Here is a 26,892-nt window from a genome sequence, read left to right on the forward strand (position 1 = left end):
GGCGCACTCGGCGGATCGGAAGTCCCCGCGCTGCCGCCCCCTCCGACCGCCGTTGGCGTCAGCCGTCCAGCGCGGGGGCGTCGATCGGCAGTTGGCGGAGCGCGGCGGGAAGATCGGCGACGCTGTCGATCACGACATGCGCGCCGGCCGCGCGCAGCGCCGCGCGTGCGGCAGCGATTCGCGCCGCCCGATCCTCGGCCGAGAGCGCGGCAAGCGCGCTTTGGGACAAGCCGACGCCATTGCCGCTCGCCGCGACTCCGATCGTCCACACCCCCGCAGCGCGTCCTTCCGCAATGCCCACTTCGGCATCATCGACCTTGACGCAGGCATCGGCCGGCCAGGCGCCGAGTTCGACCAGGTTCTTCCACAGCATCAGCGGCGAAGGCCGACCCATCGGCGTATCGCCAGCGCAGACGAGCATATCGGGCCGATAGCCCTGTTCGGCGGCGCGGGGCAGGATGTCGGCCATCATCGCCCTTGTATAGCCGGTGCAGGAGCCGACCGGCACCCCGGCGGCCTGAAGGCGGCCGGCGATCGCGGCGGCGCCGGGGATCAACGCGGTGCATGCGCGGGCGGCTTCGCGCATCATCGGTTCGATCGCGGCGAAGATCCGGTCGCCCGCCGCCTCGCAAGGCGCCGCGCCGTGACGATCGGCCCATGCGGCGGCGATGCGCGGCTGGGCGAGCAGGGCGCGGATATGGTCGCGCTTGGCAAGGCCCATATCGGCGCGGGCCTCCGCCTCTTCCACCGGCACGCCTTCGGCGGCGAAGGCGCGGCACAGCGCCACCACGGGCGCGCGACTGCCGAAATCGATCATCGTTCCGGCCCAATCGAACACCACGGCCTTTAGCGGCTGCGTCATGCCGTCTCCCCCATCATCGTATCGAGAACCTGTTCGGCCAGCGCGAAGCTGGTCGAGGCGCCGGTGCCGCTCGTCACCACCACCAGCCGCACGTCGCGCGCAGGCGCGCGGACGATGCTGTGGCCGGCGGCCGAGGCGTAGGTGCCGGTCCAGCGGGCGAGCACCGGCGGCGGCGGCCCCAGCAGTTCGGTATAGGCGGCAAGGATATGTGCATCGACGGCGTCGGCGGCGAATGGGTCGGGCGTGGGCGCATAATGGTGGCTGTCGCCGACGACCAGGCTGCCATCGGCGCTCTGCACCGCGATCAGATGTACCCCGTGGGCGAGCGCGGCGGCGGCGGCGGGTTCGGCCTCCAGCCGCGCGCGGAGGGCGGCGGCTTCGGGCAGCGCGGCATAGCCGAGATAGCGTACCATGCTGAGATCCCCCATCACCGGCGAGGCGAGGTGCCAGCCCGGGGCGGCAAGTCGCAGCATCTGGAGCTTGCAGCGGGTGATGCCGGCTTCGGCATAGCAATCGGGGAACAGCGTCGCCCAATCGTCGCCGGGGCAGACGATCACCTGATCGGCGAAGATCGGGCCGCGGCTGGTTTCGACGCGTCCGGTTTCGACGGCATGGACGGCGGTGCCATACGCGAAGGCGACGCCATGGGCCGCCGCCAGCCAGCCGGCGAGACGGGGAATCGCGGTGCGCGATTCGACGCGCAGATCGTGCGGGCTCCACAAGGCTGCGCGCGGCGGCACGAGCATCGGCCAGTGCCGGGCAAGATCGGCGGGGGGCAGGCGTCGGCAGTCGCTGCCCATCGGCGTGGCGAGAAACGCGTCGAGCACGGCTTCCGCTTCCCGCCGGTGCGCGGCGAGCAACAGGCCGCGCTGCTCGATCGCGATACCGGCCGCGGGCGCGATCTCCGCCCAGATTTGCGCGCTGCGGCGGGCCAGGCCCCACACCGCGCCGGCTTCTTGTCCGGTAACCGTGACGAATCCGAAATTGCGGATCGACGCGCCGTTGGCGGCGGCATCGCGATCGACCACCAGCACGCGGCGGCCCCGTCGCGCCGCCGCCAGCGCATGGGCAAGGCCGACAATGCCGGCGCCGACGATGACGATATCATGCCGCGACATGCGACGCTCCGGCCCGGCGGCCGCGCAGGAAGTGCCACGCGGAGACGGCCGTGCAGAGGGCGACGGCGAGCGCGGTCAGATAGCAGCAGGTCGTGAAGAAGGGCAGCCAGGCCAGTTGCGGCGTACCCAGGCTGTGCACCAGCAGCAGCGCGACGCTGCCGGCATAGCCAGAGGCATCGGCGATATAGATCAGGAAGCCGGCATTGGCGGCGGTGCCGATGGTGGCGATCATGCGATCGAACAGCATCGCGTTGAACGGGGTATAGGCAAGGTACAGCCCGGCACCGGTGACGACCATCCACGGCAAGGGCACGAGCAGACCGGCCTGGAAGGCGAGCGTCGACAGGCCGAGCAGCAGCGCACCGAGCAGGATCAGCCCGTGCATCGCCAGCAGCGCGCGGAGATTGTCGCGCACCAGCATCAGCAGCGCGAGCGCCGCGAGCACCAGCGTCGCCACGGGCAGCTCGCTGGCCGAAAAGATCGCGGCGTCGCCGCCATGGCCGAGCGCGGCCCAGATCTCCGCGGCGAAATTGTCGCGAATGTCACGCAGGGCGGTGAGCAGGACATATCCGATAATGAGTAGCGTTAGCGTATATCCGTGCGCCCGTAGGAAGGCGGCGCGGTCGGCGGCGCGCATCGGCACGCGGACGACGCGTTCGGCTTCGTCGCGGGCGTCGGGCGGGGGCAGGCGTTCGAGGTGCCACAGGGCGAGCAGCAGCAGCGGCACGAAGGCGAGGCCGGTGGCGGCCGGCATCCAGCGCTCCGCCACGCCCGCCTGCATCAGCAGCATCGCCACCGATTTCACCACGCCGGACGCGAGGATGAAGCTGGCGCAGAGCATCGAACCGAGCAGTTCGGAGACGCGTCGCCCCTCGACATAGCTGAATACCAGCCCCCAGATCAGCCCCAGCGGCAGGCCGTTGAGGAACATGCAGGCGACGTTCCAAGGCGCCGGCAGGAGCGCGAAGGCGACCAGCGCGAGCCAGGACAGGCCGATCAGCGCCAGGATGCTCCGCGCGCGACCCTGGCGGCCAGCCTCGGCGATCATCCGCACGCCGATCAGCTTCGACAGGGCATAGCCGATCACCTGGGCGATCAGCAGCGCGGATTTATAGTCGATCGCGATATGCCAGCCGGCGACATCGGCGTAGGTGGCCGCGGCGAACGGTTTGCGAAAGGCGTACATCGCGAAATAGGCGCCGAACGCCGCCAGCCCGCCGAGGAACAGCGGGACGGCCGGCGTGGAGGCAGTGTCGCGGGCGGCGCGCGTCACCATGGCCGCACCTTCAGCACTTCGTCCTCGGCCTTGCACTGCGCCGGATCGGGGCGGGGAGCGGTGCTGCGCAGCCGATCGACCTCGCTGCGCGCGGCGGCGAGATCGTGCTGGAAGGCGGGCGCGCGGTGCAGCACCGCGAAGATTGCCGCGCCGGCGAGATAGCCCGCTTCGACGGCGCTTTTGCTGTGCGATCCGCAGATCGCCCGGCTTTCGCCAAAGGCGCGGCCACGGGCGAGCAGCGCGGTGGCGCGATCGGGTGCCACCTCGGCAAGGATCAGCGCTTCCAGCCAGCCATTGGCGGTGTGGCCGGAGGGATAATCGCCATTGCCCGCGAGGTGCGCGGTCTTCGGTTCGCAGATCGGTCCTTCGACGCGGAGATAGGGGCGCGGCACCTGATAGGCGGCCTTGACCCGGCCCACCACCGGGCCGGTGCCGGCGCGATCGAGCAGCCGGGCGAGCGCGGGCGCGCGGCCGGCATCGAGCGCCAGCCCGAGCGCGCAGGCGTTGCGGCGGAGCGGGTCGTTGGTGACGTCTTCGGTCGCGATCTTCCAGCGCGGCGAGCCTTCCAGCCTGCGGGTGTCGCGGAAGACCTGTAGGTCGAGCGCGGCGGCGGGGCTGTCCGGTGCCGGCGGGGGCGGCAGGATCGCCATTCCGTCCGGATATTGCGCCGGCGTGAGATAGGGGCCCTGGTCCTGCACCGCCGGTGCGGCGAGCATCAGGGCGGCGGCTGCGAGCGGTGCGCGGATCATGCCGTCACCTGCATCGCGCCGATGCCGGGATCGGTGCGGCCGACCTGCCCGGTTTCGATCTTGCCGGCGAAGCGGCGCAGAAAGGCGTCGTCCCCGACCAGCATCACGCTGAGATCGTACCAGTGGTCGCTAGCGGCGAGCGGCCAGCGATCGCGGGCGGTTTCGCCAGGTGCGAGGGTCAGCATCCGGGTACGGGCGCCGCTGACCGGATAGCGCGCGTCCATCGCGATGGTGAGCTGCGCCGGCGCGGGCCCCCGGTTGTGCAGCACCAGTTCCGCCGCGCCGCGCGCCGGCAGCTGGAGCAGTGCGACGTCCAGCGTCGGCGCCGCCGCGCCCGCCAGTCGCCGCCAGAAGCCGTTCGGTCCGCGCACGGTGAGGTCATGGGGGCGGTCGGCGCGCCAATCCTCCTGCGCGTGGCGATGGCCGGCGCCGATCGTGAAGTGCCAGGGTTCCTCGACATCGCGATTGTCGTGGACGGTGAAGGTGGCGCCGGTGCCGCCGTTGTTGACGAATTCGAGCCGCAACAGGCCCGCGGGCGTGGCGCCGACGCGCAGGTCCACGGCATAGGGCAGGGGGCGGTGGGCCCGCTGGGCCGGCATCTGCGCGGTCGGCCGCTGGCTGGCGGGAATGGCGGTGGCGGCCCCTGCGTGCGACCGCGCGACACGCTGGCGGAAATCGCCGGTCCCCGGCAGGCGCAGGCGGCGCAGGTCGTCCTGGGGATGGGCGAAATCGAACGCGCTGGTAAGATCCCCGCATACGGCGCGGCGCCACGGGCTGATATTGGGCTCGGCGACGCCGAAGCAGCGCTCCATGAACCGGAGCACCGAGGTGTGATCGAACAGCTCCGAGCAGACCTGCCCGCCCCGGCTCCACGGCGAGACCAGCACCGCCGGCGTGCGGATGCCGAGACCGATCGGATGCGCCTCGCCGCCCGCCTGGGCGGTGCCGGCATAGTCCTTGGCCTCGCCGTCCACCGGCACGGTCGAATGGCCGCGATAGCGCCCCACCGGCGGCACCGGCGGCGGCATGTGATCGAAGAAGCCGCCGGCTTCGTCATAGTTGAGGATGAACACGGTGCTGGCGAATACCTCCGGGTGATCGACCAATGCCTCGATCAGCCTGGCGGTGACATGTTCGCCCTTGGCCGGCGCGGCGGTCGGGTGTTCGGAAAGATCGGCGGCGGTGACGATCCACGAGATCTGCGGCAGCGTGCCGGCGGCGACGTCGCGGCGGAACGCCTCGACCAGCTGTTCGCCGTCCGACCGGGTACGGTCCGGGCCCTGTTTGTGTTCGCTCACCCAGGCTCGGCCGCGCTGATAGAGCGGCGACTCCTTGGCGCAGGGACGGAAGGGCGGGAAGACCGAGAGCAGGTTGTCGCCGAAATTGTCGTATTCCTGATAGACCTTCCAGCGGACGCCTGCCGCCTGCAGCCGTTCGGCATAGGTGGTCCAGCGATAGGCATCGGGACGCAGTTGCTGGTCCTGCGCCATATCGGCGCTGGGCGTTTCGTCCTCGCCATAATTGTGCATCTGCGGATCGCCGCCCACCGCGCCGCCGCCATTGCACCCGCTGAACAGGTGCAGGCGGTTGGGGTAGGTCTGCGTCATCGTCGAGCAGTGATAGGCGTCGCAGACGGTGAAGGCGTCGGCCAGCGCGTAATAGAAGGGCAGGTCGCCCGGGCCGTAATGGAGCAGGCGGTTGTGCAGTTCGCCGGTGTGACCCCAGCGATCATAGCGGCCGCGGTTGAAGATGTGCATGTTCTCGACATGCGACTGGTCCGCGCCGTCGACCTTGAACGCGCGGCTGATGCGCGAATCGCCATGATAGGGAAGGACATGCCCGTCGCGATGCTCGGCCGAGGGTTGCGCCCACACGCTGCGGCCGCCGGGCAGGCGCAGCGGACGGGGATCGCCGAAGCCGCGCACGCCGTTCAACATGCCGAAATAATGATCGAACGACCGGTTTTCCTGCATGTGCACGACGATATGGCGCACGTCGCGGATCGTGCCGGTGCGCCGCGCCGCCGGAATCGCCACCGCACGATCGATCAGCCCCGGCCATAGCGATCCCAATCCGGCGCCCCCGGCCCATTTCAGCAGATCGCGGCGATTGGCCGAATTCATGGTTCCCTTCCTCCCCGAACCAAGCTAGTGGAACTGGTATAGTCCAATATCGCTACAGTTTGACGACAGCCGGAGGAATCCGCCGGCCGAAAGGGAGCTTCCATGTCGCCTTCCAATTCCGTGCTCGAGCAGATTTTCGATGCCTTTGCCCGGCACGGCGACGCGCATTACGGAGAGAATGTCTCGCAGCTGGACCACGCGCTGCAATGCGCCCAGCTGGCAAAGGACCATGGCTGCGCGGACACGCTGGTTGCCGCGGCGCTGCTGCACGATATCGGCAGGATGCTCGATCCGCAGGGCAATGCCATCGAGTTGATGGGCCGGGATGCGCGGCACGAGGATACCGGGGCGCTGGCGCTTTCCCGCGCCTTTTCGCCCGCGGTGACCGAACCGGTGCGGTTGCACGTCGCGGCGAAGCGCTATCTGTGCGCGGTCGATGCGGCCTACACGGCCGGCCTGAGCGCGGCGTCGCTGCTCAGCCTGGACGTGCAGGGCGGGGCGATGCTTCCCGAGGAGGTGGCCGCATTCGAGCGCGAGCGCTTCTTCGAGGATGCGGTGCAACTCCGCCGGTTCGACGATTGGGGCAAGCGCATCGGCTGTCCGGTTGCCGATCTCCAATCCTATCGGCCGCTGCTCGAACGCTTGGTAGCGCCGCGAGTCGCGGACCGGAGCGGGATCGTCGCCGGGCATGCCCGCGGCTGAATTCCTTGTCCTGCATCAAGGGATTGGCGGCAGCGGGGCGGTTTTCGGCAGCGCTGTAACGCAGGCGTCACGCGAATCTGGTTTATACCAGTTGCTGCCGGGGGGATGTCGCCAACCCGGTTCGCGCCTGTGGGTTCGATGCCGTTTTCCTGCGCCGTCCGGCTGCTGCCGGGCGGGTGCGGGCGTGCGTCCGCCCCGGGCCGATCGGCGACGCAGCGAGCATCGCCGGATACGGCGACGGGGGAAATCATGCAGCAATTCATCCATGGAATGCGGGTCCGCAGGCTGGCGCTCGCCAGTACGATGTTGGCGACGCTCACGCCCGCAGCCGCCTGGGCGCAGCAACAGCAGGACGAATCCGAAATCGTCGTCAGCGGCCAGCTTCTCAGCACCCAGGCGGCGATCGCCGCCAAGCGCACCGCGACGTCGGTGGTGGAAGTGATCAGCGCCGACGATCTGGGCAAGATCCCGGACGCGACCGTCGCCGATGCGCTGGCGCGGGTGCCGGGCCTGAGCGTGATCGTGAACCAGGAGACGGGCGAAGGCCAGTATGTCACCATCCGCGGCCTTTCGGGAACCTATAACGCGACGATGGTGAACGGCGTGCGCGTGGCCCAGACCGACAGCGGCAGCCGCGACGTTTCGCTCAACCTGCTGCCGCCCAACGGCCTGGCCGAGATCCGCGTGACCAAGACGCTGACCCCCGACCAGGACGGCGATGCGATCGGCGGCACGATCAATTTCCGCACGCCCACTGCGTTCGATTTCAAGAACCGGCAGGTATTGCGCGCCTGGCTGAGCGGCGGCTTCAACAGCTATGCCCGCACGTCGGGCGAGAATGCGGCGCTGTATCAGGGGCAGCTCGATTACGGGCGCCGCTTCGCCGAGGATCGCTTCGGCTTCTTCGTTTCGGGCAATTACGGCGTTTCGCACGGCAACAGCCAGGAAACCGAGAATGACGGCGAGTGGGAGCCGCATATCTGGCGCAAGAATTCCATTGAGGCGATTTCCGAAAAGAACATGCACCTGCCGGGTATCGACCTGGACTATCGCCGTTTCCGCCAGACCCGCTGGGGCGGCAATGCCTCGTTCGATTATCATGGCGACAGCACTCAGCTCTATCTGCGCGGGCAATATGCGCATTTCGAGAAGGTCGGCACCAACGACTATACCGATTATCGCAACCGCAAGAGCCCGCGGCTGACCCAGGTGAACCCCGAGGATACCAGCCTCCGCCAGCCCGAAGACATGATCATCGGCCGCGACCCGAAGCTGGGCAACATCTATGGCTATACCCCCGGCCAGGTGGTCGATGCGGACGGCGACGGGCGGATCACCGACGCCGATCGCAACTCGAAGCAATATTGGTCGCTGAACGGCCGTTCGGGCGTGTGGAATCCCAAGATCTTCCAGTTCGCGCGCAGCTTCGAGACCCAGGACTACAGCCAGTATATGGCGACCGTGCAGATCGGCGGCATCAGCAGCATCGACAAGCTGAAGCTGAGCTACGACCTGAGCTATAGCGGCGGTGCGCAGGAGACGCCGGGCCAGTATAGCGTGAGCTATAATTGCGATGCCTGCACCTATCCGCTCAACGCTACCGGCATGGACTGGGTATCGCACGATCCGCGTTTCCCGCATCCCAGCCTGCCCGCCTATGCCGTGAACGTCGAGCGGGATCCGTCGCTGCTGCCGTTCGACAGCGCCGGGCTGAGCCGCTGGAAGCAGCGCGACAGCCGCTGGGCGGCGAAGCTCGATGCGCGCTACGACCTGGGCGGCGTGATCGATCATGTGCAGATCGGCGCGAAATGGCTGCGTTCCAGCCGCGCCTATGATTCGACGCCGGTGTGGAACGGCGATTTCGGCGGCACCCCCCTCGACGGCAAGTCGCTGGCGGCCTCGGGGCTGATCCAGAAGACGGTGAACAGCATTCTGGGCGGCGAATATTATTACGGCCCGGTACTCAGCCGGGCGGCGGTGATCTCCGCGATCAACGCCGCCATCGCTGCGCAGCCCGGCAGCCAGACGACCGGCACCGACCTGCTGCGCGACGACCGCAACGGCCGCGAGACGATCTATGCCGGCTATGCCCTGGCAGACATCAAGGCGGGCGCGATCGACATCGTCACCGGCGGCCGCGTCGAGCATCGCGATACCTATAACCGGTTCTGGTCCGACGACGGCGCGAAGAGCGGGTTCGACAGCACCTCGCGCGGCTATACGGTGTTCCTGCCGAGTGTGACCGCCAACTGGCGGCCGGACGACAAGCATGTCTATCGCGCGGCGCTGTGGACCGGCTATTCGCCGCCCGAATATGGCTATCTCTCGTCGGGCCAGTCGATCGCCCGCGACAAGGCGACCAACGAGATCATCGCGATCAGCCGCGGCAACCCCGATCTGAAGCCGGCGCGTTCCACCAACGCCGACGTTTCGATCGAATGGTATCCCGATCTTTCCAGCCAGATATCGCTGGCGGGCTATTACAAGCGCATCAGCAACTTCATCTTCACCAACGGCAGCCAGGTGAACGCGGCGACCCGCAGCGGCATCGTCGAAATCACCCAGCCGCAGAACGGCAAGACCGCCGAGGTCTATGGCGCCGAACTGGGCGTCATCAAGCAGTTCCAGGGGCTGGCCGCGCCGTTCGATGGCTTCGGCTTCGAAGGCAACCTGACGGTGCAGCACAGTGCGGCGGATAGCGGCCAGGCCTATCGCATGGGCCGGAAGATGCGGTTCGTGAATACCCCGCACCTGCTCTACAATGCTGCGCTCACCTATCAGAAATACGGGCTTCAGATGAAGCTTTCGTACAATTATCGCGGCAAATATGTTGAAAGCCTGCGCGATAACGCCGTCGACAAATGGGTGCAGCACAATCGCAGCGTGGACTTCCATTCGCGCTATAATTTCAGCCGCAATGTCGCGATCGATTTTGATGTGGCGAACCTGCTGAACGATTGGCGCTATTACACCACCAAGGGTGACAACCCCAGCTACCAGAAGGACTATATGGAGCCGGGCCGGACCTTCATCGTGCGGACCAACATCAACTTCTGATCCGCCGGGACAGGGCAGGCGGCGGCGTGGCTTGACGGGCGCGCCGCCGCCCTGCCAATCGGGCGGACCCGTTGCTGCGAAAAGGTGCTCCCCGTCGATGCCGTCCGCGATTTCCCTGCTGGGCGTCCCGCGCGGCGAAGACGATCGCCCGCAATATCTTGCGCTGCGCGACCAGATCGCCAGCGCGATCGATCTGGGCAAGCTCTCCCCCGGTGCGCGGCTGCCCTCCGAACGGCAGTTGCAAACCGATACCGGCACCGCGCGCGGCACGATCCGCGAGGCGCTGTTCCAGCTCGAGGCCGAAGGGCTGATCTATCGGCGCGATCGCAGCGGCTGGTATGTCTCGCCGCCGCCGGTGACCTATGATCCGACGCGCTGGGCGGGGTTCATGACCTATGTCGTCGAACAGCAGCGGGTGCCCGCAACCGAAACGCTCTCGATCGAAAGCGTGGCGGCGCCCTCCGCGGTGGCGGATATCTTCCGCCGCGCGCCGGGCACGCCGATGCATTGTGTCACCCGCCGCCGATCGATCGACGGGCGGGCGGTGCTGATCGAGCGGATCATGGTCGATCCGGTGCTGGCGCCGGGGCTGGCCGAGCATGATCTGAATGGATCGCTCACCCAGATTCTCAGCACCCATTATGGTCTGCAGGCGGTGCGCAACCGGGTGGACATGCGGCCCTGTGCGCTCACCACGTCGGTCGCCGAGATGCTGGGCGTGAAGCCGGGCACGCCGGGGCTGCTGGTGGTGCGCACCAGCTTTGCGGAAAATGGCGCGGTGGTCGAATATGACCACGAATATTGGCGCCACGACGCCATCCGGGTGCATGTGGACCTGCAGGTGCGGCCCTGAGAAGTGCCGGGCGGCGGCGCCCGAAGGCCCGCCGCCCGTGCCGTGGCTATTGCGCGTTCATGCGGAAGGTGAGGCCGATCGTGCGCGGACGCGGGCCGGCCAGCAGGGTGGGGCCGTTGGCGGCGGTGGGGCCGCGCTCGTCGGACAGGTTGTCGCCGAACAGCCGCACCTCGTAGCGATCGAAGCGGACGCCGATGCTCGCCTGGTAGAGCTGATAGGGGTTGAGCGTGTTCACCGTCGCATCGCCGTTGCGCGCCCGGCCGACCGCGGTCGCGGAGGCGGTGGCGAACAGATCGACGCTGCCGACCTTCCGGTCATAGTTCGCATCGAGCCGGAAGTTGTGCGGCGGCGTGTTGAGCAGGCGCGTGCCGTTGGCGATGCGCCGATCGCTGGCCGTATAGGCGGGGATGACGTTGGTGTAGGTGGAATCGTTGATGTTGCCGACCAGCGACAGCGCCAGCCCCTTGAGCGGCGTGCGCCATGTCGTCTCGATATCGATGCCCTGGCTCTTGCCGTCGCCGAGATTGGCGAAGGCGGAAAGGCCGATCGAGGTGTTGAAGGCGCTTTGAATGTTCGTGTACTTGATGTCGTACAGGCTGATCGCGACGCGCAGCGCGCCGTCGAACATCGAACCCTTCATGCCGAGCTCGAGGTTGCGCAGCTTGTCCGGCGAGAGCGAAAGCGCGCTGGGCACGCCGTCCGCGATCACCGCATCCGCCTGCGCCTTGGATTGCAGGATGCCGCTGCGGAAGCCGGTGCCGCTGTTGAAGAAGACCATCCAGTCCTTCGCCGGATAATAAGCGAGGTTGGCGCGCCAGGTGAGCGCATCCGGCGTCGCGCGGCTGAACACCCGGTCGCCGTTCGACAGCGAATCCGACGAGCGCGTATCCTTGAAATAGCGCAGGCCGACGAGCGGCACGAGCTTGCCGCCGAACAGTTCGTAGCTGGCTTCGGAGAAGAGCGCGGCGTTCTCGGTGCGGGTGATGGTGTTGCCGCTCAGCGCCAGGGTCGGGAAGTTGAGGCTGAAGGTATAGAGCCCCTTCGCCTTCTGATAGAAGACCCCCGCGACGCCATGGAACGGGCCGGTCTTGGACGTGGCGATGCGCAGTTCGTTGACGAAGTTGTTCGCATCCCCCCCATTGATCAACGTGCCGATGCCGAGCGGCGCGCCCAGATTCAGGCCGACCGCGAAGCCGCCCGGCAGCGAGCGCTGGAACGAGGTGGCGTTGGTGATGGTGAACTGGCCGACATCGCGGGTGATGGTGTTCGAGATGTAATAGGCGCGGCGCTTGTCATAGCCGACCACGTCGCCCTGGAACGAGGCGAAGGGAGGGTTCACCGAATTGAGTACGTTCAGATAATCCTGATCGGTGCTGAAATACCAGCCGCGCAGGCGGACGGTGGTGAGCGCATCGGGCTGCCATAGCAGCACCGCCTGGATATCCTTGGCGCGAACCTCGTTCGCGTCGCGCGCGCGCGGAGTGCCGGTGGGGGCGCCGCTATAGATATCGGCGGTGCCGGCGCGGCGATCATAGCCGCCGCTGACGCGGAGACCGAGGCTGCCGGGCACCAGCGGCACGGAAACGGCCGCCGCCGCGCGATAGTTGAGCTCGCTGGTATCGCGGGTGGTGGAGATTTCCGCTTCGCCGGCGGTGGTGACGCGTTCGAGATCGGGGTTCTTGGTGTGATAGATGATCGTGCCGCCCGAAGAGCCGAGGCCGTAGAGCGTGCCCTGCGGTCCGCGCAGCACCTCCACCCGGTCGATATCGAAATACTGGACCGGCGGCGCAGCCTGGTTGTTCGGCACGCCGAACGGCGTCTCGTCGAGATAATAGCCGATCAGCCCGTCGCCGATCGGGCCGCCGGCGCCCGAGCCGCGGAACGAGAAAATCCGGTAGCCGGCACCGATTTCCTGGGCCTGCGAGGCGCCGGGGATGAGTTGGATCAGATCGGCGCCGTCGCGGACGTTGCGGCGCTTCAGCGTATCGCCGGTAAAGGCCTGGATCGCGAGCGGGACGCGATCGAGCTTCACCGAACCGGATTTGAGCGCGGTGACGACGATTTCGCCTTCCTCGGCCTGTTCGGCCGGCGGCGGCGTCTGCGACTCGGCCTGTTGCGCGAGCGCGGGCATCGCCATCAGCATTGCGGCCGAAGCCGAAAGCACGGCCTTCCAGCTGCTGTTGGAACGCGTCATGTCCAATCCTCCCCTCATGGTGCGGCCTTGTTGGCCGTGTAATCGATTGCGCATTGCCTATCATTCCAGGCCCGTCGCCGCAACCGCTTTTGCAGCGGCCCGGCGGTGCGGGCGTCAGGACGCGAAGGCGGTGCGGAGCGTGTGTTTCCAGGCGGCGGCGAAGGCGATCGATGCCTGGGACTGCGGCGCGATGAAATCGAACCCGTGATAGGCGCCCGGCACCACGCGCAGATCGGTGGGCACCCCGGCGGCGATCAGGCGCTGGGCATAGGCGATGTCTTCGTCGACGAAGAGATCGATCGCGCCGACGCCGATAAAGGTGGGCGGCAGCCCGGCCAGCGTTTCGGCCCGCGCCGGCACCGCGCCGGCGGGCACCCGCGCGCCGCCGGCCGGGCGGCCGAGAAAGGCGGACCAACCATAGCGGTTGGACGGGGCATTCCAGCCGATCGTGCCGATGAACGGCGGCACGGCGCGGGTGCTGCCGGTGCGATCATCGAGCATCGGATAGATCAGGATCTGGCAACAGAGCGGCACGCTGCGCCGATCGCGGGCGGCGATCGCCAGCATCGCGGCAAGGCCGCCCCCGGCGCTTTCGCCCATCACTGCGATCCGCTGCGGATGGACCCCCAGTCGCGCGGCATTGGCGTGAAGCCAGACAAGGGCGGCGTGGCAGTCCTCCAGCGGGCCCGGGAACGGCGTTTCAGGCGCAAGGCGATATTCGGCTTCGACGACCACGCAATCGAGATCGTCCGCCAGGCGCTGCGAGGCGGCATAGGTATCCGGTGCCCGCCCGACGAGGAAGCCACCGCCATGGATATGGAGCACCGCGGGCCGCGGTGCGGTGCCGGGCCGCGCGCCGATCACGGCGATGCTGGTAGCGGGCCGCCCGTGCGCCGCGGGCAACGGGTGGTGGACGATCCCGGCGGCCGGGGCAGGCAGCGGCGCGGCAGGCGGCGGCGCCGAGGCGCGCATCGCCAGCACCGCCGCATGGGTGAGCGGATCGGGCAGGGGATGGCCCAGCACCAGCCGGGCACCGTCGCGCAACTCGGGGGCGACGCGGGCGAGGATGGCGCCATCGTCATCCAGCGGCACGGTGGTGCTTCCGGCACGCGGGTCCGGCTGAAACACTGGCGGCATCGGCGGCATTGCGCGCTCCTCTCCTGTTGCCGGTTTGCTCGGCTTTGTGATGTTGCCGTAATCGATTGCAGTGCGGTTGTCGATGACGGAGTAATCGATTACGCTTGCGTCGATAACCCATGGGAGAGGATCGATGCGGACGGGCAAGGCGGGCGCGCGGGCGGTGCGGATGGCGACGGCGGTGATCGCCGCGGCGCTGGCGGGGGCGCCGACGGGCGTGTCGGCGCAGCGCGCGGCGCCGACGGTGCAGGTGGATGCAGACGGCACCGTGCAGGTGCCGGCCATGGCGGTCCCGGTGTCGCCGATGCTGAGCCCGGAAGCGCAGCGCTACGTGAACGAGCATCTCCACGCGATGCAGACGCCGGCGCTGCTGCAGCAGAAGAACGGCGTGCCGTTGTTCCTGGCCCCCTATATCGCGCGGCAGAAGCAACTCTATCCGACGGTGATGACCGAACGGCAGATCGGCGGCGTGCATGTATATGACTATGCGCCAAAACAGGGGATCAAGCCGGCGAACCGCAACCGCGTGCTGATCAACCTGCATGGCGGCGGGTTCATGGGCTGCTTCCCCGGCTGTGCCGAGCTGGAATCGATGCCGATCGCGGCGCTGGGGGGCATCCGCGTCGTTTCGGTCGACTATCGGCAGGGGCCGGCGCATCGCTTTCCGGCGGCGAGCGAGGATGTGGCGAGCGTGTATCGCGCGCTGCTCAAGCGCTATCCGGCGGCGAGTATCGGCATCTATGGCTGTTCGGCCGGGGGCATGCTGACCGGTATGGCGACTGCCTGGTTCCAGCGCCACGCGTTGCCCCGGCCGGGCGCGATCGGCGTGTTCTGTGCCGGGCTGACCAGTTCGACCAACGGTTTTGGCGGCGATGCCGATTACACCACGGCGGCGATCGGCGAGGCGCGGGCAGCGCCGGAATGGCCGCGTGCGCCCTCCAAGCCGGGATCGGCGCTGCCCTATTTCGCAGGCACCGATCCGGCCGATCCGCTGGTTTCCCCGGCCGCGTCGGAGTCGGTGCTACGCGCGTTCCCGCCGACGCTGATCCTGACGGCGACCCGCGGCTTCGAGCTGAGTTCGGCGGTGAAGACCCATGCGGAGCTCACCCGGCTGGGCGTGGAGGCGGACCTGCATGTGTGGGAAGGGCTGTTCCACGGCTTCTTCTACAATCCCGACGTACCGGAATCGCGCGATGCCTATGCGGTGATCCTGCGCTTCTTCGATCGGCACCTGAAGCGATGATCTAGCGCGCGCGCAGCCAGCGGTCGAACAGTTCCGGCCAGTCGGCGCTGGGCTGGCCGGGCGTGCCCAGCCCGAAGCCATGACCTCCGCGCTGGAACAGATGTGCCTCGGCCGGCACCTTCGCGGCGCGCAGGGCGGCGAGCATCCTGAGGCTGTTTTCTGGTGGCACCGCGGCATCGTCGAGCGCATGGACGAGGAAGCAGGGCGGCGTCTTCGCATCGACATGGCGATCGGGCGACCGCCGTTCGAGCGCGGCGGCATCCGGCGCCGGACCCAGCAGCGCGGCGACCGAGCCGGCATGGGTGAAGGCCGGATCGGTGGTGATGACCGGATAGATCAGCCCGGCAGCGTCGGGCCGGGCGGACAGTCGATCGGCGGCGTCGCGCGGGGCATAGAGGCTTTCGGCATAGCCGGTGGTGAGGCTGGCGGCGAGATGGCCGCCCGCCGAATAGCCGAGCGCGACGACGCGCGGCGAGGCCTCGCGCGCGCGGATCAGGCGGATGGCGCGCTGCGCATCCTGCAACGGCACGTCCTGCCGATCCGTCCAGCCTTCGCCGGGTAGACGGTAGATCAGCACGTAGCAGGTGTAGCCGCGCGCCGCGAGCGCCTCGGCGGTGTCGGTACCTTCATGGGTGCCGACGATGATGCTGTAGCCGCCGCCGGGCGTGAGCAGCACCGCGGTGCCGTTGGGCTTGGCCGCGGGAAAGCGGTGCAGCGTCGGCCGGGCGACGTTACGGAAGAAGCCCGGCGGCGCGTCTGCCGGCACCGGCTTGGCCGCGAAGCCGGTTTCGGGGAGCGTGCTGCCCCAGAGATCGATCACTTCCGCCTGGTGCCAGCTCGGCGGCAGCGGCCCCAGCGGATCGCGGCCCGTTTGCGCCAGGGCCAGCGCCGGGGTCGCCACGGTAGCGCCGAGCAGGGTGCGCCGGGTGATGTCGATCGCCGCCATGGCTCAGGCTTCCTTGTTGAACGCAGTGCGGAGGGCGGCCTTCCAGGCGCCGGTGAACGCCTTGGACACGGCGGCATCGGGCACGACGAAATCGAAGGCGTGGAAGGCGCCCGGGGAAACGTGCAGGGCGGTGGGGACGCCCGCGTCGATCAGGCGGCGGCCGAAGTCCAGGTCTTCGTCAACGAAAAGGTCAATCGCGCCGACGCCGATAAAGGTGGGGGGCAGCCCCGCGAGATTCGCCGCGCGTGCCGGCACCGATCCGGCGGGAACCGTGGCCGATCCGGCTGGGACGTTCAGAAACGCGCTCCAGCCGAATGCATTCGCGTCCGCCGACCAGCCGACGGGTGCGAGGTGGGCCGGCGGCTTGCGCGTGCTGCCGGTACGATCGTCGAGCATCGGATAGAGCAGGATCTGCTGGCAGAGCGACGGCCCGCCGTGATCGCGGGCGAGTATCGACACCATCGCTGCGAGGCCGCCGCCGGCGCTGCCGCCCGCAACCGCGATGCGGCGCGGATCGACACCCAGTGCGGCGGCATTGGCGGCGAGCCAGATGAGCGCGGCATAATTATCCTCCACCGGCCCCGGAAACGGCGTTTCGGGCGACAGGCGATATTCGACATTGACGACCACGCAATCGAACTCGGCTGCGATCGTCTGGCAGAAGGCGGTCATGTTGCGCGCGCGACCGGAAATCATGCCGCCGCCATGGATGTGGAGGATCGCCGGACACGGCGCGGGCCGGCTCCGCACGCCGATCAGTTCCACCGGCACCGAAGGCGCGCCCTTGGGGCCGGGGATGGTGCGGATCTCGACCGACGGGGCGGGGGCGGGAAGCGGCGGCGGGGCAACCCAGCCGGCGCGTAGCGCGGGCAGGCCGGCGCGAGTGAGCGGCGGGAAGTGCTGCGACAGCATCGCCTGGGCGGCAGCGCGCAGCTCCGGATCGACCAGGCGGAGCGGATCGCCCGCTTCCGCCGCGCGGGCAAGCAGCCGCCCGGGCGCAGCGAGCGCCGTCGCGGCACCCATGCCGAGGAACCACCGATGGAGCTCGCGCCGATCCAACTGCATCTTCATCCTCTTCCCATGTGTCTGACGCATCGTGCGACGTTTGTTTGCCGGGCGGTTGTGGAATCGATTGTGCATTGCTGCAAACGCTTTTTTCACCGATAGAACCCACCATCTTTCGTCGCCGTCGGCGGCTGCGGAAGGGGGCTGGTTTCGATGCCTTGGCGGGCACGCTACCATGCCGGAATCACGAGTGCGAGCGGCGGGGCATGTCGAACATCAAGAATCTCAAGGAATTTGCCCAGCTGGCCGGCGTTTCCACGGCAACGATCTCGCGTGCGCTGTCCGGCACCGGCCGGGTGAGCGAGGAGACGCGGCAACGGATCGCGACGCTGGCCGATCGGCTCGGCTATCAACCCAATGTCACTGCGCGCAACCTGCGGACCCAGCGGACGATGACGGTCGGGGTGCTGGTGCCGCTGGGGCACGAAGCGGCGCAGCATCTTTCCGATCCGTTCTTCAACACCATGACCGGCTTCCTGGCCGATGCGCTGAGCGACCACGGCTATGACCTGCTGCTCTCCCGCGTGTTGCCCAAGAGCGACCGCTGGCTCGATCGCTATATCGGATCGGGCAAGGTGGACGGGATCATCGTCATCGGCCAGTCGACCGAATTCGCGGTGATCGAAACGGTGTCGCGCCGCTATCTGCCGATGGTGGTGTGGGGCGGCCAGGTTTCCGGGCAGCATCATTGTTCGGTGGGATCGGACAATCGAGCCGGTGGCATCCTGGCTGCACGGCATCTGATCGAGCGCGGATGCCGCCGCATCGCTTTTGCCGGTCCGACGCGGGGGCCGGAGTTCGGAGAGCGTCTACAGGGCGTGAAGCAGGTGCTGCACGAACAGGGGCTGAGCGAAACGCTGATCGAGCTGCCGTCGCATTTCGAGCCGGAGGCCGCCTTTGCCGATATCCTGGCGCAGCTGGACGGGATCGCCGAACTGCCGGACGGCATTGTCGCGGGATCGGACGTCACGGCGATCGGCGTGCTGCGGGCGCTGCAGGAACTGCAGGTCGACGTGCCGGGTCGGGTGAAGGTGATCGGCTATGACGGGCTGCCGGTGGGCGCGCAGGTTTCGCCGCCGCTCACCACCGTGGACCAGCAATTGCGGCGCGGCGCCGGGCTGATGGTGGAGTTGCTGCTGCGCCGCCTGGCGGGCGAAGCCACCGAAAGCCGGATGATCGCACCCAACCTGATCCTGCGCAGCTCCACCTGACGCGGTGCAGGGTAATTCTGAACAAACGATTACGCACGCTGCCGGCCGACGATCGCGGGCGGTGGCGCGCGGTGGAAGGAAGCGATGATGGCCGCGCTGCGCGCACCCGAACCCCTGGACATTCCCGCCTCGCGCGTGCCGATACCAGCGGGCTGGCACCGGGGGGAGGCGATCGATCTCTGGCCCGGCGCTCCGCCCGGCGGGTGCTTCGTGCCGTCGCCCCGCGCACCCGAACTGCCGGAAAGCTTCCGCACCGGCATCGATCGCCCGCAACTGCGCCTGTTTCGACCCGCCATGCCGAACGGCGCCGCGCTGCTGGTGCTGCCGGGTGGCGGCTATGGCTTTGTTTCGATCCGCAACGAAGGACTCGACATCGCCGACGCGTTCTGCGCGCGGGGCTATGCGGTGTTCGTGCTGACCTACCGCTTGCCGGCGGAAGGCTGGTCGGCGCGGGCCGACGTGCCGTTGATGGATGCGCAGCGGGCGATGCGGCTGGTCCGCGCCCGCGCGACCGCGGAAGGATTCGATCCGGCAGCGGTTGCGGTGCTGGGGTTCTCCGCGGGCGGGCATCTGGCGGCGTCGCTGCTCACCGGGGCGGAGGAGACGCTCTACGCCGCAGTCGATGCGGCGGACGCGCTGTCGGCGCATCCGATGGCCGGTGGGCTGTTCTATCCGGTGGTGGCGATGGACGGGGCGGACGCCCATCCCGGCTCGCGCGAGGCGTTACTGGGCGAGACGCCCGAAGCCGCGTTGCTCGCGCGCCGCTCGCCCGCGACGCGGATCACCGGTGCTACCCCGCCGATATTCCTCGTCCATGCGATGGACGACGCGCTGGTCCCGTTCGGCAACAGTGTGCTGCTGGCAGAGGCGATGCAGCAGGCGGGACGGCCGGTGGAATTGCACCTGTTCCACGAAGGCGGGCACGGCTTCGGCACCGGGCCGCGCAACGCCGGGGCGGGGCAGTGGACCGCGCTGTTCGATGCATGGCTGCGGCGGGCCGATACGGTCTCCTGGCCGGACCGGGCGTAAGGGGTGTCGCTTTCATGATTTGCGCGGCTATTGTTATTTGATATAACTTTCGGAGCATAGAAGCGCCACGAAGGTGCCGTTGACGGAGAGGCTGCCATGGAGCGTGATTTCAGCGCGCGGATTCTGCCTGCGCTATACGGTTGCTGCGACCATCCCGAGCGCTGGCGATCGGTGCTCGACCAGATTTGCGACGGTGTCGGCGTCCGCAGCGCTGCCGTCCAGGTCTATCATCGCCTGGGAAACAGCCTCACCCATGGTTGGCAGGAGCGCGATTCCTATTCGCACGATCATGCCGCGGCGCACGATCGCTGGATCAACAACCCCGACAATCCCCGGCTGACCATCAACCCGGACCTGCTGCCCAAAAGCCCGGTTTCGGTGCTCACCGATCGGGAAAGGTTCGGGCAGGGATCGCCAATGCTGGCCGAGACGCGGCGCCGGCTGGCGCAGATCGGGCTGCGCGGGGGTACCGGCCTGCTGCTGGAATTCGCGCCTTCCCGCTATCTTAGCCTGATTCTGCACCGTCGCATCGAGGATGCGGATGCGATTGACGGCAACGACGTGCGGATGTTGCGGGATTTGGGCCCCCATCTGCAGACGATGGCGCGGCTTTCCACGAAGCTGCAATCGGCGCAGGCGGCGGAAGCCGCGCTGGCGAGCGTGATGGATCGGCTGCGCGCGGCGATCCTGCTGTGCTCGCCGGAGGGTGAGGTGCGCTGGCACAATCACGCCGCGGCCCGGATGCTGGGCGAAGGCGCGCCGATGCGGATCGTCGAGCGCCGCCTGCGCGCCGAAAGCGCCGAGGGCCGCCATCGGTTGCAGCAATTGCTCGCCACCGCGCCCGGACAGGAGATCGCATCGGCAACCATCGAGCCTGTCGCCGGCGCGCAGATTCAGGCGGTGGCGTTGCCGCTCGACGCGCTGGGCGGCGACGCCACCGCAACCTGGGCGGGCAGCGGCAGCGACGTGGCGCTATTGCTTGTCGATCCCGCGCGTCCGCCCGCCTTCTCCACCGGGGCGGTCATGTCGCTATTTGGGCTCACCCCAGCAGAGGCGCAGCTGGCCATTGCCCTGTCGCATGGCCTTTCGCTCACCGAATATGCCGCGCAGCGCGGCGTTTCGGTGGGCACCGTGCGGATCCAGAGCAAGCGCATTCTCGACAAGACGGATAGTCGTCGCCAGTCCGATCTGGTCGGCAAGCTCTATGCCTCCGCCCTGGCGCCGCTGCAGGGGCAGATCCACTGAGCCATCGGTAGCAACGCATATCCCATATGGGAGCCGCGGGCCGTGCGTCGCGCTGCCATCATCTACCATCAGACGAGTCGGCACTCGCCCGACCGTAGTGATGGAGAGAGTGCGCGTGCGCAACCCAACAAGCTATTTCACGTCTTTCGTTCTAGGTGCGCTGTGCATCGGCGCGCAGCCCGCTACGGCCCAGCAGACGCTGCCTCCCGAATTGCAGGGCGGGCCCGTTTCCTCGGTGCCGACCGCGGTACAGATCGCGCGCTGGCACGTGCTGGACGGCGACATCAACACGCTCACCTTCCGCAGCATGGATCGGCTGTTCACCACGCGGACCGTTGCCCATAGCGGTACGCCCTGGCTGCTGCCCCGCGTCGATGCGCCGCTGGATTTCACGTACAGTTTCGGCGGCAAGACCTACCGCGCCGACGAATTCCTGGAGCGAACCTACACCAACGCGCTGCTGGTGATGAAGAACGGCAAGATCGTCAGCGAAATCTATCGCAACAACAGCGACGAGAATTCGCGCTTCATCGCCTGGTCGATGACCAAGTCGATCACCTCGCTGCTCGTCGGCTGCGCGCTGGCCGATGGGAAGATCAAGTCGATCGAGGATCCCATCACCGCCTATCTGCCCGAACTGAAGGGTGGCGGCTATGACGGCGTCACCATCCGCCAGATTCTGGAGATGCGATCGGGCGTCGATTATGAAGAGCGCTACGACTTCGCGCATCCCGGCGTCGCCGCCTACAATCATATCAACGCCTTGGTGAAGAATGTGGTGCGGTTCGCCGATGTCGCGCGGACGATCAAGCGGGCACATGCGCCGGGCAGTACCTTCCAGTACAAGACGCTCGACACCGCGGTGCTCGGCTGGCTGATCGAGCGGGTGAGCGGCACCACCGTCGCCGGCTATACCAGCCAGAAATTGTGGGAGCCGCTGGGCGCCGAAAGCGATGCCTTCTACATCATGGACGGCCAGCCGGGCGTGGGTCGCGAGTTCAGCGGCGCCGGATTCAACGCCACGCTGCGCGACTTCGCCAAGATCGGCCAGATGATGCTCGACGGCGGCAAGGCCAATGGACGGCAGGTTATCCCGGCGGGCTGGGTGAAGACCTCCACCGCCGCTTCCACCCCGGCCGATCCCAAGGCGCCGGGCATGCCGAGCGGCTATGCCATGCAATGGTGGCTGCTCGACAATAGCGGCGCCTTCACCGCGCTGGGGCTGCAGGGCCAGTATATCTATGTCGACCCGCGCTCGCGCACGGTGGTCGTCAAGATCAGCTATTTCCCGCCGGGCGGCGAAGATGCGCCGACGGCCGAAACCGGCGCCTTCCTGCATGCCGCATCGGCGTGGAATCCGAAATAATATTAAGAAAACAAAAATATAACGATAGTGGGAGAGTGATATGAAGCAGTTATTGCTCGCGGGGGCCGCCTTGATCGGCGGCACCGCGATCCCGGCGGCGGCGCAGGAAGCGGCAGCGCCCGCGACCGCGCCGCAACAGGCGGAATCCGGCACGCTGGGCGAGATCGTCGTCACGGCCCAGCGACGGACCGAAAACCTGCAGAAGGTGCCGGTGGCCGCGACGGCGCTGGACCCGAGCGAACTGAAGGCAAATGCGGTGGTGCGGCTGAACGATCTGCAGAACGCCACGCCGGCGCTGTCGATCACCGATGCCGGCATCACCGCCGCCGTCAACATCCGCGGCATCGGCCTGGCGAGCAATTCGCCCAATGTGACGGCGGGCGTCGCCACCTATGTCGACGGACTGTTCCAGCCGCCGATCGTGCAGGCCAACAGCTTCTACGACCTAGCGAGCGTGGAAGTGCTGCGCGGGCCGCAGGGCACGCTGGTCGGCAGCAATTCCACCGGCGGCGCGATCTTCATCAATTCGCGCAACCCGGACGTGAAGGGCGTCAACGGCTACGTCGAAGGGAATGGCGGCAATCGCGGCAACTTCGGCATCGAAGGGGCGCTGAACGTACCGCTGACCGGCAACCTCGCGGTGCGCGGCGCCGGCTTCTATCGCGGGCACGACAGCTATTTCAAGGATGTCGGCCCGTTCAACAACCGGGCCGGCAAGCTCGACGAAAAGGGCGGCCGCATCGGCGTGCTGTGGGAGCCGGGCAGCTTCCGCGCGCTGTGGAAGACGCAGATCAACGATCGCAACATCGGCGGCTATGCCTATCGTCCGATCGCGGGCACCGAATTCGGCGCGTTCCGTGTCGGCGATATCTACACGCTCAGCTACGACACGCCGGTCGCGATCCGCGAAAAGGCGTTCATCACCAGTCTGGAACTGCGCAAGGAATTCGCCGGGGGCGTCGTGCTGCGGTCGATCACCGGCTATCAGAACAAGAAGATTCAGGGCGTCAACGACCTCGACGCATCCCAGGCACCGGTGAGCGCAGGCGGCGGCATTCGCGAGGATTATTTCGCGCGCGAACGCCAGTATAGCGAGGAAGTGAACCTGATCTCGCCGAGCGGCGGGCGGTTCGAATGGATCGTCGGCGGCTATTACCAGCGCAACAAGATCGATGTGCGTATCCGCCAGACGCAGGGCGGCTTCCCCACCGACATCGACCCGGTGAACGAACGCACCACGCTGGGCGCGTTCGCGCAGGTGAGCTACAAGATCGTGCCCGATGTGCAGCTGCAACTCGGCGGGCGCTATTCCAACTACAAGGCGAGCGGCACCGGTGCGGTGCGGATCGGTGCGGGCATTCCGGGATTCCCGCCGACCGGCCTGCCGGTTTCCGATCTGTCCGGATCGCATGAGGATGGCCGCGTGACCGGCAAGGCGGCGATCAACTGGACGGTCAATCCCGATCATCTGCTCTACGCCTTCGTCGCGCGCGGCTACAAGCCGGGCGGCTTCAACACGGTGAGTTCGCAGTTCCGGCCGGAAATGGTGTGGAACTACGAGATCGGCTGGAAGGGGAGCCTGCTCGACCGCCATGTCCGGACCCAGGTTTCCGCCTTCTACAACGATTATTCGGATTTCCAGTTCGAGATCGTCGAGCCGAGCACCGGCTTCAACGGCGTGCAGAACCTGTCCAAGGGCAAGATCAAGGGCTTCGAGGCGCAGGTGCAGAGCCGTTTCGGCGGATTCAGCCTCGACGGCAATGTCGCCTATGTCCATTCGAAGCTGTCGGGCCTGACCTTCGTCAACACCCGCCGCATCCCCTCGGCGACGCTGGGGCCGCAATGCCCGGCCGGCACGCCGTCCAATCCGCCGGTCTGTTTCGATTATACCCCGGCGATCATCACCACCACCGGCGGGCCGAATCTCTATTCGCCCAACTGGACCTATGGCGGCAGCGCAGCCTATGAATTCGCCCTGCCCAAAGGCATGACGCTGACGCCGCGGATCAACTATGCCTATGTCGGCCCGCGCTTCACCTATCTGGCCTATTCGCCGGTTTCGGATCGGATCGCCGGCTATGGCCTGGTTTCCGGGCTGATCACGTTGCGCAGCGGCCGCTATCACATCGAAGCCTATGGCACGAACCTGACCGGCGAGCGCTATGTCAGCGGCCAGTTCGGGCTGCGCGAATTCTATGGCGCCCCGCGCGAATATGGAATCCGGGCGGGCTTCACTTTCTGATCGACAAAGGGGGCGGGGGATGCGCCGGGAAATCGGCCCATCCCCCGGAAGATCCAGGTTGGGCTACGCGCCGGCGCCGATCGTTGCCGCCCGACTCCGGCAGGAGCGCGCGGCCATCGCCATCGCCATCGCCGCCAGCGCGCCCGAACCGCCGCCGATCAGCGCCATCGCCATCGCTAGCCCGCCGCCCGCCGCGCCGATACGGTCCGCCAGCATCCCGATCAGCGTCGGTCCGGCAAGCGTCCCCGCAAGGTTGATCAGCACCATCTGGAGTGCCAGCACCCGCGCGCGCATATGGGTGGGCGTGATCGTCTGCAGGGTCGCCATGCCGCCGCTGAGGGCAAAGGCAGACAGCCATTGATGCGCCGCGACGGCGGCCAGCATCGTCCCCGGCGTCGGCAGCAGCGGAAAGGCGAAGGCGAGGGGGACCATCCCGGCCATGCCCAGCGCGGAGGCGACCGCCGGCCCCGCAGCGGGCGCGCGCCGCGCCAGCCGATCCGCTGCCATGCCGCCGGCCAGCACGCCGGTGGCGCCGAAGGCCAGGGTGGTCCAACCGAGCCAATGCCCCACCAGATGGGTCGGCCAATCGAAGCTGCGCTGCACCAGCGCCGGCGTCCAGAATTGTGCGCCATTGCCGCCCAGCACCAGCAGCGCGAAGCCGCCCATGATCGCGGCATAGACGGGAGCTCGGGCACGAAGCTGCGGGAGCAGCGCGGCAGGGCGCCTTTCGCCGTCTGCATCCGGCGCACGGCGAGGCGGCTCGCGCATCCGCAGCAGCACCAGCGCCAGCACCAGGCCGGGTGCCAGCAGCAGCAGGAACGGAAGCTGCCACCCGCGCACGATGCCGAGCCCCGAGACCACCAGTTCGGTACTCGGTGGGACCGCGTGGGCAACGATCCCGCCCAGGATCAGCGCCAGCGCGTTGCCCAGATAGACGCCGGCCTGATAGAGCGCGATCGCCGTCGCCAGCCGATCGCGGGGGAACAGATCGGCCAGCAGGGAAAGCGCGCTGGGCGTCAGCCCGCCTTCGCCCACGCCCACGCCGATCCGCGCGGCAAGAAAGGTCTCGAACGAGCGGGAAAGGCCGCACAATGCCGTCGCGACGCTCCAGCTGGCGATGCTGGCCACCACCACCAGCTTGCGGCTCGCCCGATCGGCGATCTGCGCCACCGGGATCGCCGCCGCGATGTAGAACAGGGTGAAGCCCAGGCCATAGAGCAGGCCGATCTGGGTGTCGGAAAGGTGCAGGTCCGCCTTGATCGGCTCCACCAGCAGCCCGACGATCTGCCGATCGATGAAGGACAGGGTGTTCGCCAGCATCAGCAATATGGCGAAGGTCCAGGGTCGGTGATCGGGCAGGGCATCTGGCCCGCTCATGCTGGCGGCAATTCCCCGGTGGAACGTCGCGGCACAATTTCGAACGGCAGCAGCTGATCGTCGGGCACCGCGCGGCCGCGAATATGCTCCGCCAGGGTGCGCAGCGCCTGCGCGGCGAGCTGCTCGACCGGCTGGCGCACCGTGGTGATCGGCGGCCAGGTCTGCGAGGCGATCGAATCGTCGTTGAAGCCGGCCACTGCCACGTCCTGCGGCACCGCCAACCCGCGGCGTGTGGCGGAGACGATTACCGCCGCGGCCATTTCGTCGTTGCTGGCAAAGATGGCGGTTGGGCGATCCGGCAGCGACAGCAAGTGTTCGGCAGCCGGCAGCGCCGAATCGAAGCTGAACCGCCCGGCGCCGATCAGCGCTTCGTCCACCGGCAGGCCGGCGGCGGCCAGGCTATCGCAATAGCCCAGGCGGCGGGCATGGGCAGAGCTGTGCGCCGAGGGGCCGGCGATCAGCCCGATACGGCGATGGCCGAGTGCTAGCAGCCGATCGACCATCTGGCGCACCGCTGCGCGATCGTCGACGCGCACGGTAAGCAGGCCCGGCAGCGGTTGGCCCGCGGCGACGGCGGCCACGGGCACGGCAAGTTCGGCCAGCAGCGCCGATCCCGGCAGCATTTCTGCAAAGGGCGGGGAGAGCAGGATGCCCTTCACGCCGTTGTCGCACAGGCTCCGCACCGTTTCCGCCAATCCCTCCGCATCGACGGTGGGCACCGCGCGGACGAGCAGTTGCGCGCCGAGCAGCGCCCCGGCGTTGAGTGCGCCGATCAGCATCGCGCTGAGAAAGCCGTTGTTCACCCGCGAGTGGACGAAGCCGATGCGCAGCGCCTCCGCCCCGGCCAGCGCGCGCGCAGCCTGATTGGGCTGGAAACCCAGCGTGTCGATGGCGGCGAGCACGGTCTGGCGCGTGGCATCGCTCATCTTGCCGGTGCCGTTGATGACGTTGGAAACGGTCATCGCGGACACGCCGGCATGGGCTGCCACCGCACGAATGGTAACGCCCTGGCTACCGCGTCGCTTGCCTCGGGTCCGATCCGACACTGCCTCTCCCCTCTGCCGCCTGCTTAGGGCCTTGCCGCCGCGCGCGCCAGA

20 protein-coding genes are annotated in these 26,892 nt (G+C 67.9%); 9 read left to right on the forward strand and 11 right to left on the reverse strand.

The genetic code is table 11. The annotated features are described in order from the left end of the window. Positions 1-58: 58 nt before the first annotated feature. The 5 genes from phnX to DD559_RS15145 are packed head-to-tail and all read right to left on the reverse strand — an operon-like array spanning position 59 to position 6,128. Positions 59-862, reverse strand: a complete 804-nt coding sequence (gene phnX / locus DD559_RS15125; protein WP_116469922.1) for a phosphonoacetaldehyde hydrolase — start codon at positions 860-862, stop codon at positions 59-61. Then, entirely contained in the window at positions 859-1,980 is a 1,122-nt protein-coding gene (locus DD559_RS15130) for a TIGR03364 family FAD-dependent oxidoreductase (protein ID WP_116469923.1), read from the reverse strand. Before DD559_RS15130 ends, phnX begins: the two co-directional genes overlap by 4 nt. Then, the gene (locus tag DD559_RS15135) at positions 1,967-3,256 is read right to left on the reverse strand and encodes a DUF5690 family protein (protein WP_116469924.1); all 1,290 of its coding nucleotides are present in this window, start codon (positions 3,254-3,256) and stop codon (positions 1,967-1,969) included. Before DD559_RS15135 ends, DD559_RS15130 begins: the two co-directional genes overlap by 14 nt. After that, entirely contained in the window at positions 3,250-4,005 is a 756-nt protein-coding gene (locus DD559_RS15140) for an acid phosphatase (RefSeq protein WP_116469925.1), read from the reverse strand. Before DD559_RS15140 ends, DD559_RS15135 begins: the two co-directional genes overlap by 7 nt. Then, positions 4,002-6,128 (reverse strand): phosphocholine-specific phospholipase C, encoded by a 2,127-nt coding sequence (locus DD559_RS15145; protein ID WP_116469926.1) that lies wholly within the window; start codon positions 6,126-6,128, stop codon positions 4,002-4,004. The genes DD559_RS15140 and DD559_RS15145 overlap by 4 nt, the downstream gene beginning before the upstream one ends. A 102-nt stretch (positions 6,129-6,230) precedes the next feature. Between DD559_RS15145 and DD559_RS15150 the strand changes: the two genes are divergently transcribed. The 3 genes from DD559_RS15150 (at position 6,231) to DD559_RS15160 (ending at position 10,740) form a co-directional block, all read left to right on the forward strand. Next, positions 6,231-6,830, forward strand: a complete 600-nt coding sequence (locus tag DD559_RS15150; RefSeq protein ID WP_116469927.1) for an HD domain-containing protein — start codon at positions 6,231-6,233, stop codon at positions 6,828-6,830. A gap of 249 nt (positions 6,831-7,079) precedes the next feature. After that, entirely contained in the window at positions 7,080-9,887 is a 2,808-nt protein-coding gene (locus DD559_RS15155) for a TonB-dependent receptor (protein WP_165831110.1), read from the forward strand. A gap of 97 nt (positions 9,888-9,984) precedes the next feature. Next, entirely contained in the window at positions 9,985-10,740 is a 756-nt protein-coding gene (locus DD559_RS15160; RefSeq protein ID WP_116469929.1) for a UTRA domain-containing protein, read from the forward strand. Positions 10,741-10,786: 46 nt separating this feature from the next. Here the strand turns inward: DD559_RS15160 and DD559_RS15165 are convergent, their stop codons facing one another. Together DD559_RS15165 and DD559_RS15170 are read right to left on the reverse strand one after the other, a co-directional pair. After that, positions 10,787-12,934 (reverse strand): TonB-dependent receptor, encoded by a 2,148-nt coding sequence (locus DD559_RS15165; RefSeq protein WP_116469930.1) that lies wholly within the window; start codon positions 12,932-12,934, stop codon positions 10,787-10,789. A gap of 114 nt (positions 12,935-13,048) precedes the next feature. Then, positions 13,049-14,080 (reverse strand): alpha/beta hydrolase, encoded by a 1,032-nt coding sequence (locus tag DD559_RS15170; protein ID WP_240610284.1) that lies wholly within the window; start codon positions 14,078-14,080, stop codon positions 13,049-13,051. 124 nt (positions 14,081-14,204) lie between these two features. Here DD559_RS15170 and DD559_RS15175 point away from each other — a divergent pair, with 124 nt between their 5' ends. Continuing rightward, complete coding sequence (locus DD559_RS15175) at positions 14,205-15,314, forward strand: alpha/beta hydrolase (protein ID WP_116469932.1); 1,110 nt, start codon at positions 14,205-14,207, stop codon at positions 15,312-15,314. A 1-nt stretch (position 15,315) separates the two neighbouring features. On the opposite strand, the gene DD559_RS15180 is transcribed toward DD559_RS15175, so the two are convergent. Both DD559_RS15180 and DD559_RS15185 read right to left on the reverse strand, forming a co-directional pair. Further along, positions 15,316-16,260 (reverse strand): alpha/beta hydrolase, encoded by a 945-nt coding sequence (locus DD559_RS15180; RefSeq protein ID WP_116469933.1) that lies wholly within the window; start codon positions 16,258-16,260, stop codon positions 15,316-15,318. A gap of 3 nt (positions 16,261-16,263) precedes the next feature. After that, entirely contained in the window at positions 16,264-17,331 is a 1,068-nt protein-coding gene (locus DD559_RS15185) for an alpha/beta hydrolase (protein WP_240610285.1), read from the reverse strand. Between the two features lie 200 nt (positions 17,332-17,531). Between DD559_RS15185 and DD559_RS15190 the strand changes: the two genes are divergently transcribed. The 5 genes from DD559_RS15190 (at position 17,532) to DD559_RS15210 (ending at position 24,418) form a co-directional block, all read left to right on the forward strand. Further along, complete coding sequence (locus DD559_RS15190) at positions 17,532-18,536, forward strand: LacI family DNA-binding transcriptional regulator (RefSeq protein ID WP_116469934.1); 1,005 nt, start codon at positions 17,532-17,534, stop codon at positions 18,534-18,536. Positions 18,537-18,623: 87 nt separating this feature from the next. Then, positions 18,624-19,565, forward strand: a complete 942-nt coding sequence (locus tag DD559_RS15195) for an alpha/beta hydrolase (protein ID WP_116470941.1) — start codon at positions 18,624-18,626, stop codon at positions 19,563-19,565. Positions 19,566-19,661: 96 nt separating this feature from the next. Beyond that, on the forward strand, positions 19,662-20,810 hold the full coding sequence (locus tag DD559_RS15200; protein WP_116469935.1) for a helix-turn-helix transcriptional regulator: 1,149 nt from the start codon (positions 19,662-19,664) through the stop codon (positions 20,808-20,810). Between the two features lie 115 nt (positions 20,811-20,925). Then, positions 20,926-22,176 carry a serine hydrolase domain-containing protein gene (locus DD559_RS15205; RefSeq protein ID WP_240610286.1) on the forward strand — a complete coding sequence of 417 codons (1,251 nt, stop codon included), beginning with the start codon at positions 20,926-20,928 and terminating at the stop codon, positions 22,174-22,176. Between the two features lie 40 nt (positions 22,177-22,216). Continuing rightward, positions 22,217-24,418 carry a TonB-dependent receptor gene (locus tag DD559_RS15210; RefSeq protein WP_116469936.1) on the forward strand — a complete coding sequence of 734 codons (2,202 nt, stop codon included), beginning with the start codon at positions 22,217-22,219 and terminating at the stop codon, positions 24,416-24,418. 63 nt (positions 24,419-24,481) lie between these two features. Here the strand turns inward: DD559_RS15210 and DD559_RS15215 are convergent, their stop codons facing one another. Continuing rightward, positions 24,482-25,795, reverse strand: a complete 1,314-nt coding sequence (locus tag DD559_RS15215) for a spinster family MFS transporter (protein WP_116469937.1) — start codon at positions 25,793-25,795, stop codon at positions 24,482-24,484. Beyond that, positions 25,792-26,841, reverse strand: coding sequence for a LacI family DNA-binding transcriptional regulator (locus DD559_RS15220; RefSeq protein WP_133243833.1), 1,050 nt, complete (start codon positions 26,839-26,841; stop codon positions 25,792-25,794). The genes DD559_RS15215 and DD559_RS15220 overlap by 4 nt, the downstream gene beginning before the upstream one ends. Positions 26,842-26,892 lie beyond the last annotated feature (51 nt).

The organism is Sphingomonas pokkalii, assembly GCF_003096275.1.
GTDB lineage: Bacteria > Pseudomonadota > Alphaproteobacteria > Sphingomonadales > Sphingomonadaceae > Sphingomonas > Sphingomonas pokkalii.

Coding starts and splice junctions, on each gene's coding strand:
- DD559_RS15145 (WP_116469926.1), bottom strand. CDS start 6,128: ATGAATTCGGCCAATCGCCGCGATCTGCTGAAATGGGCCGGGGGCGCC.
- DD559_RS15190 (WP_116469934.1), top strand. CDS start 17,532: ATGTCGAACATCAAGAATCTCAAGGAATTTGCCCAGCTGGCCGGCGTT.
- DD559_RS15140 (WP_116469925.1), bottom strand. CDS start 4,005: ATGATCCGCGCACCGCTCGCAGCCGCCGCCCTGATGCTCGCCGCACCG.
- DD559_RS15210 (WP_116469936.1), top strand. CDS start 22,217: ATGAAGCAGTTATTGCTCGCGGGGGCCGCCTTGATCGGCGGCACCGCG.
- DD559_RS15150 (WP_116469927.1), top strand. CDS start 6,231: ATGTCGCCTTCCAATTCCGTGCTCGAGCAGATTTTCGATGCCTTTGCC.
- DD559_RS15170 (WP_240610284.1), bottom strand. CDS start 14,080: ATGCCGCCGATGCCGCCAGTGTTTCAGCCGGACCCGCGTGCCGGAAGC.
- DD559_RS15130 (WP_116469923.1), bottom strand. CDS start 1,980: ATGTCGCGGCATGATATCGTCATCGTCGGCGCCGGCATTGTCGGCCTT.
- DD559_RS15160 (WP_116469929.1), top strand. CDS start 9,985: ATGCCGTCCGCGATTTCCCTGCTGGGCGTCCCGCGCGGCGAAGACGAT.
- DD559_RS15165 (WP_116469930.1), bottom strand. CDS start 12,934: ATGACGCGTTCCAACAGCAGCTGGAAGGCCGTGCTTTCGGCTTCGGCC.
- DD559_RS15135 (WP_116469924.1), bottom strand. CDS start 3,256: ATGGTGACGCGCGCCGCCCGCGACACTGCCTCCACGCCGGCCGTCCCG.
- DD559_RS15180 (WP_116469933.1), bottom strand. CDS start 16,260: ATGGCGGCGATCGACATCACCCGGCGCACCCTGCTCGGCGCTACCGTG.
- phnX (WP_116469922.1), bottom strand. CDS start 862: ATGACGCAGCCGCTAAAGGCCGTGGTGTTCGATTGGGCCGGAACGATG.
- DD559_RS15185 (WP_240610285.1), bottom strand. CDS start 17,331: ATGAAGATGCAGTTGGATCGGCGCGAGCTCCATCGGTGGTTCCTCGGC.
- DD559_RS15215 (WP_116469937.1), bottom strand. CDS start 25,795: ATGAGCGGGCCAGATGCCCTGCCCGATCACCGACCCTGGACCTTCGCC.
- DD559_RS15175 (WP_116469932.1), top strand. CDS start 14,205: ATGCGGACGGGCAAGGCGGGCGCGCGGGCGGTGCGGATGGCGACGGCG.
- DD559_RS15195 (WP_116470941.1), top strand. CDS start 18,624: ATGGCCGCGCTGCGCGCACCCGAACCCCTGGACATTCCCGCCTCGCGC.
- DD559_RS15200 (WP_116469935.1), top strand. CDS start 19,662: ATGGAGCGTGATTTCAGCGCGCGGATTCTGCCTGCGCTATACGGTTGC.
- DD559_RS15155 (WP_165831110.1), top strand. CDS start 7,080: ATGCAGCAATTCATCCATGGAATGCGGGTCCGCAGGCTGGCGCTCGCC.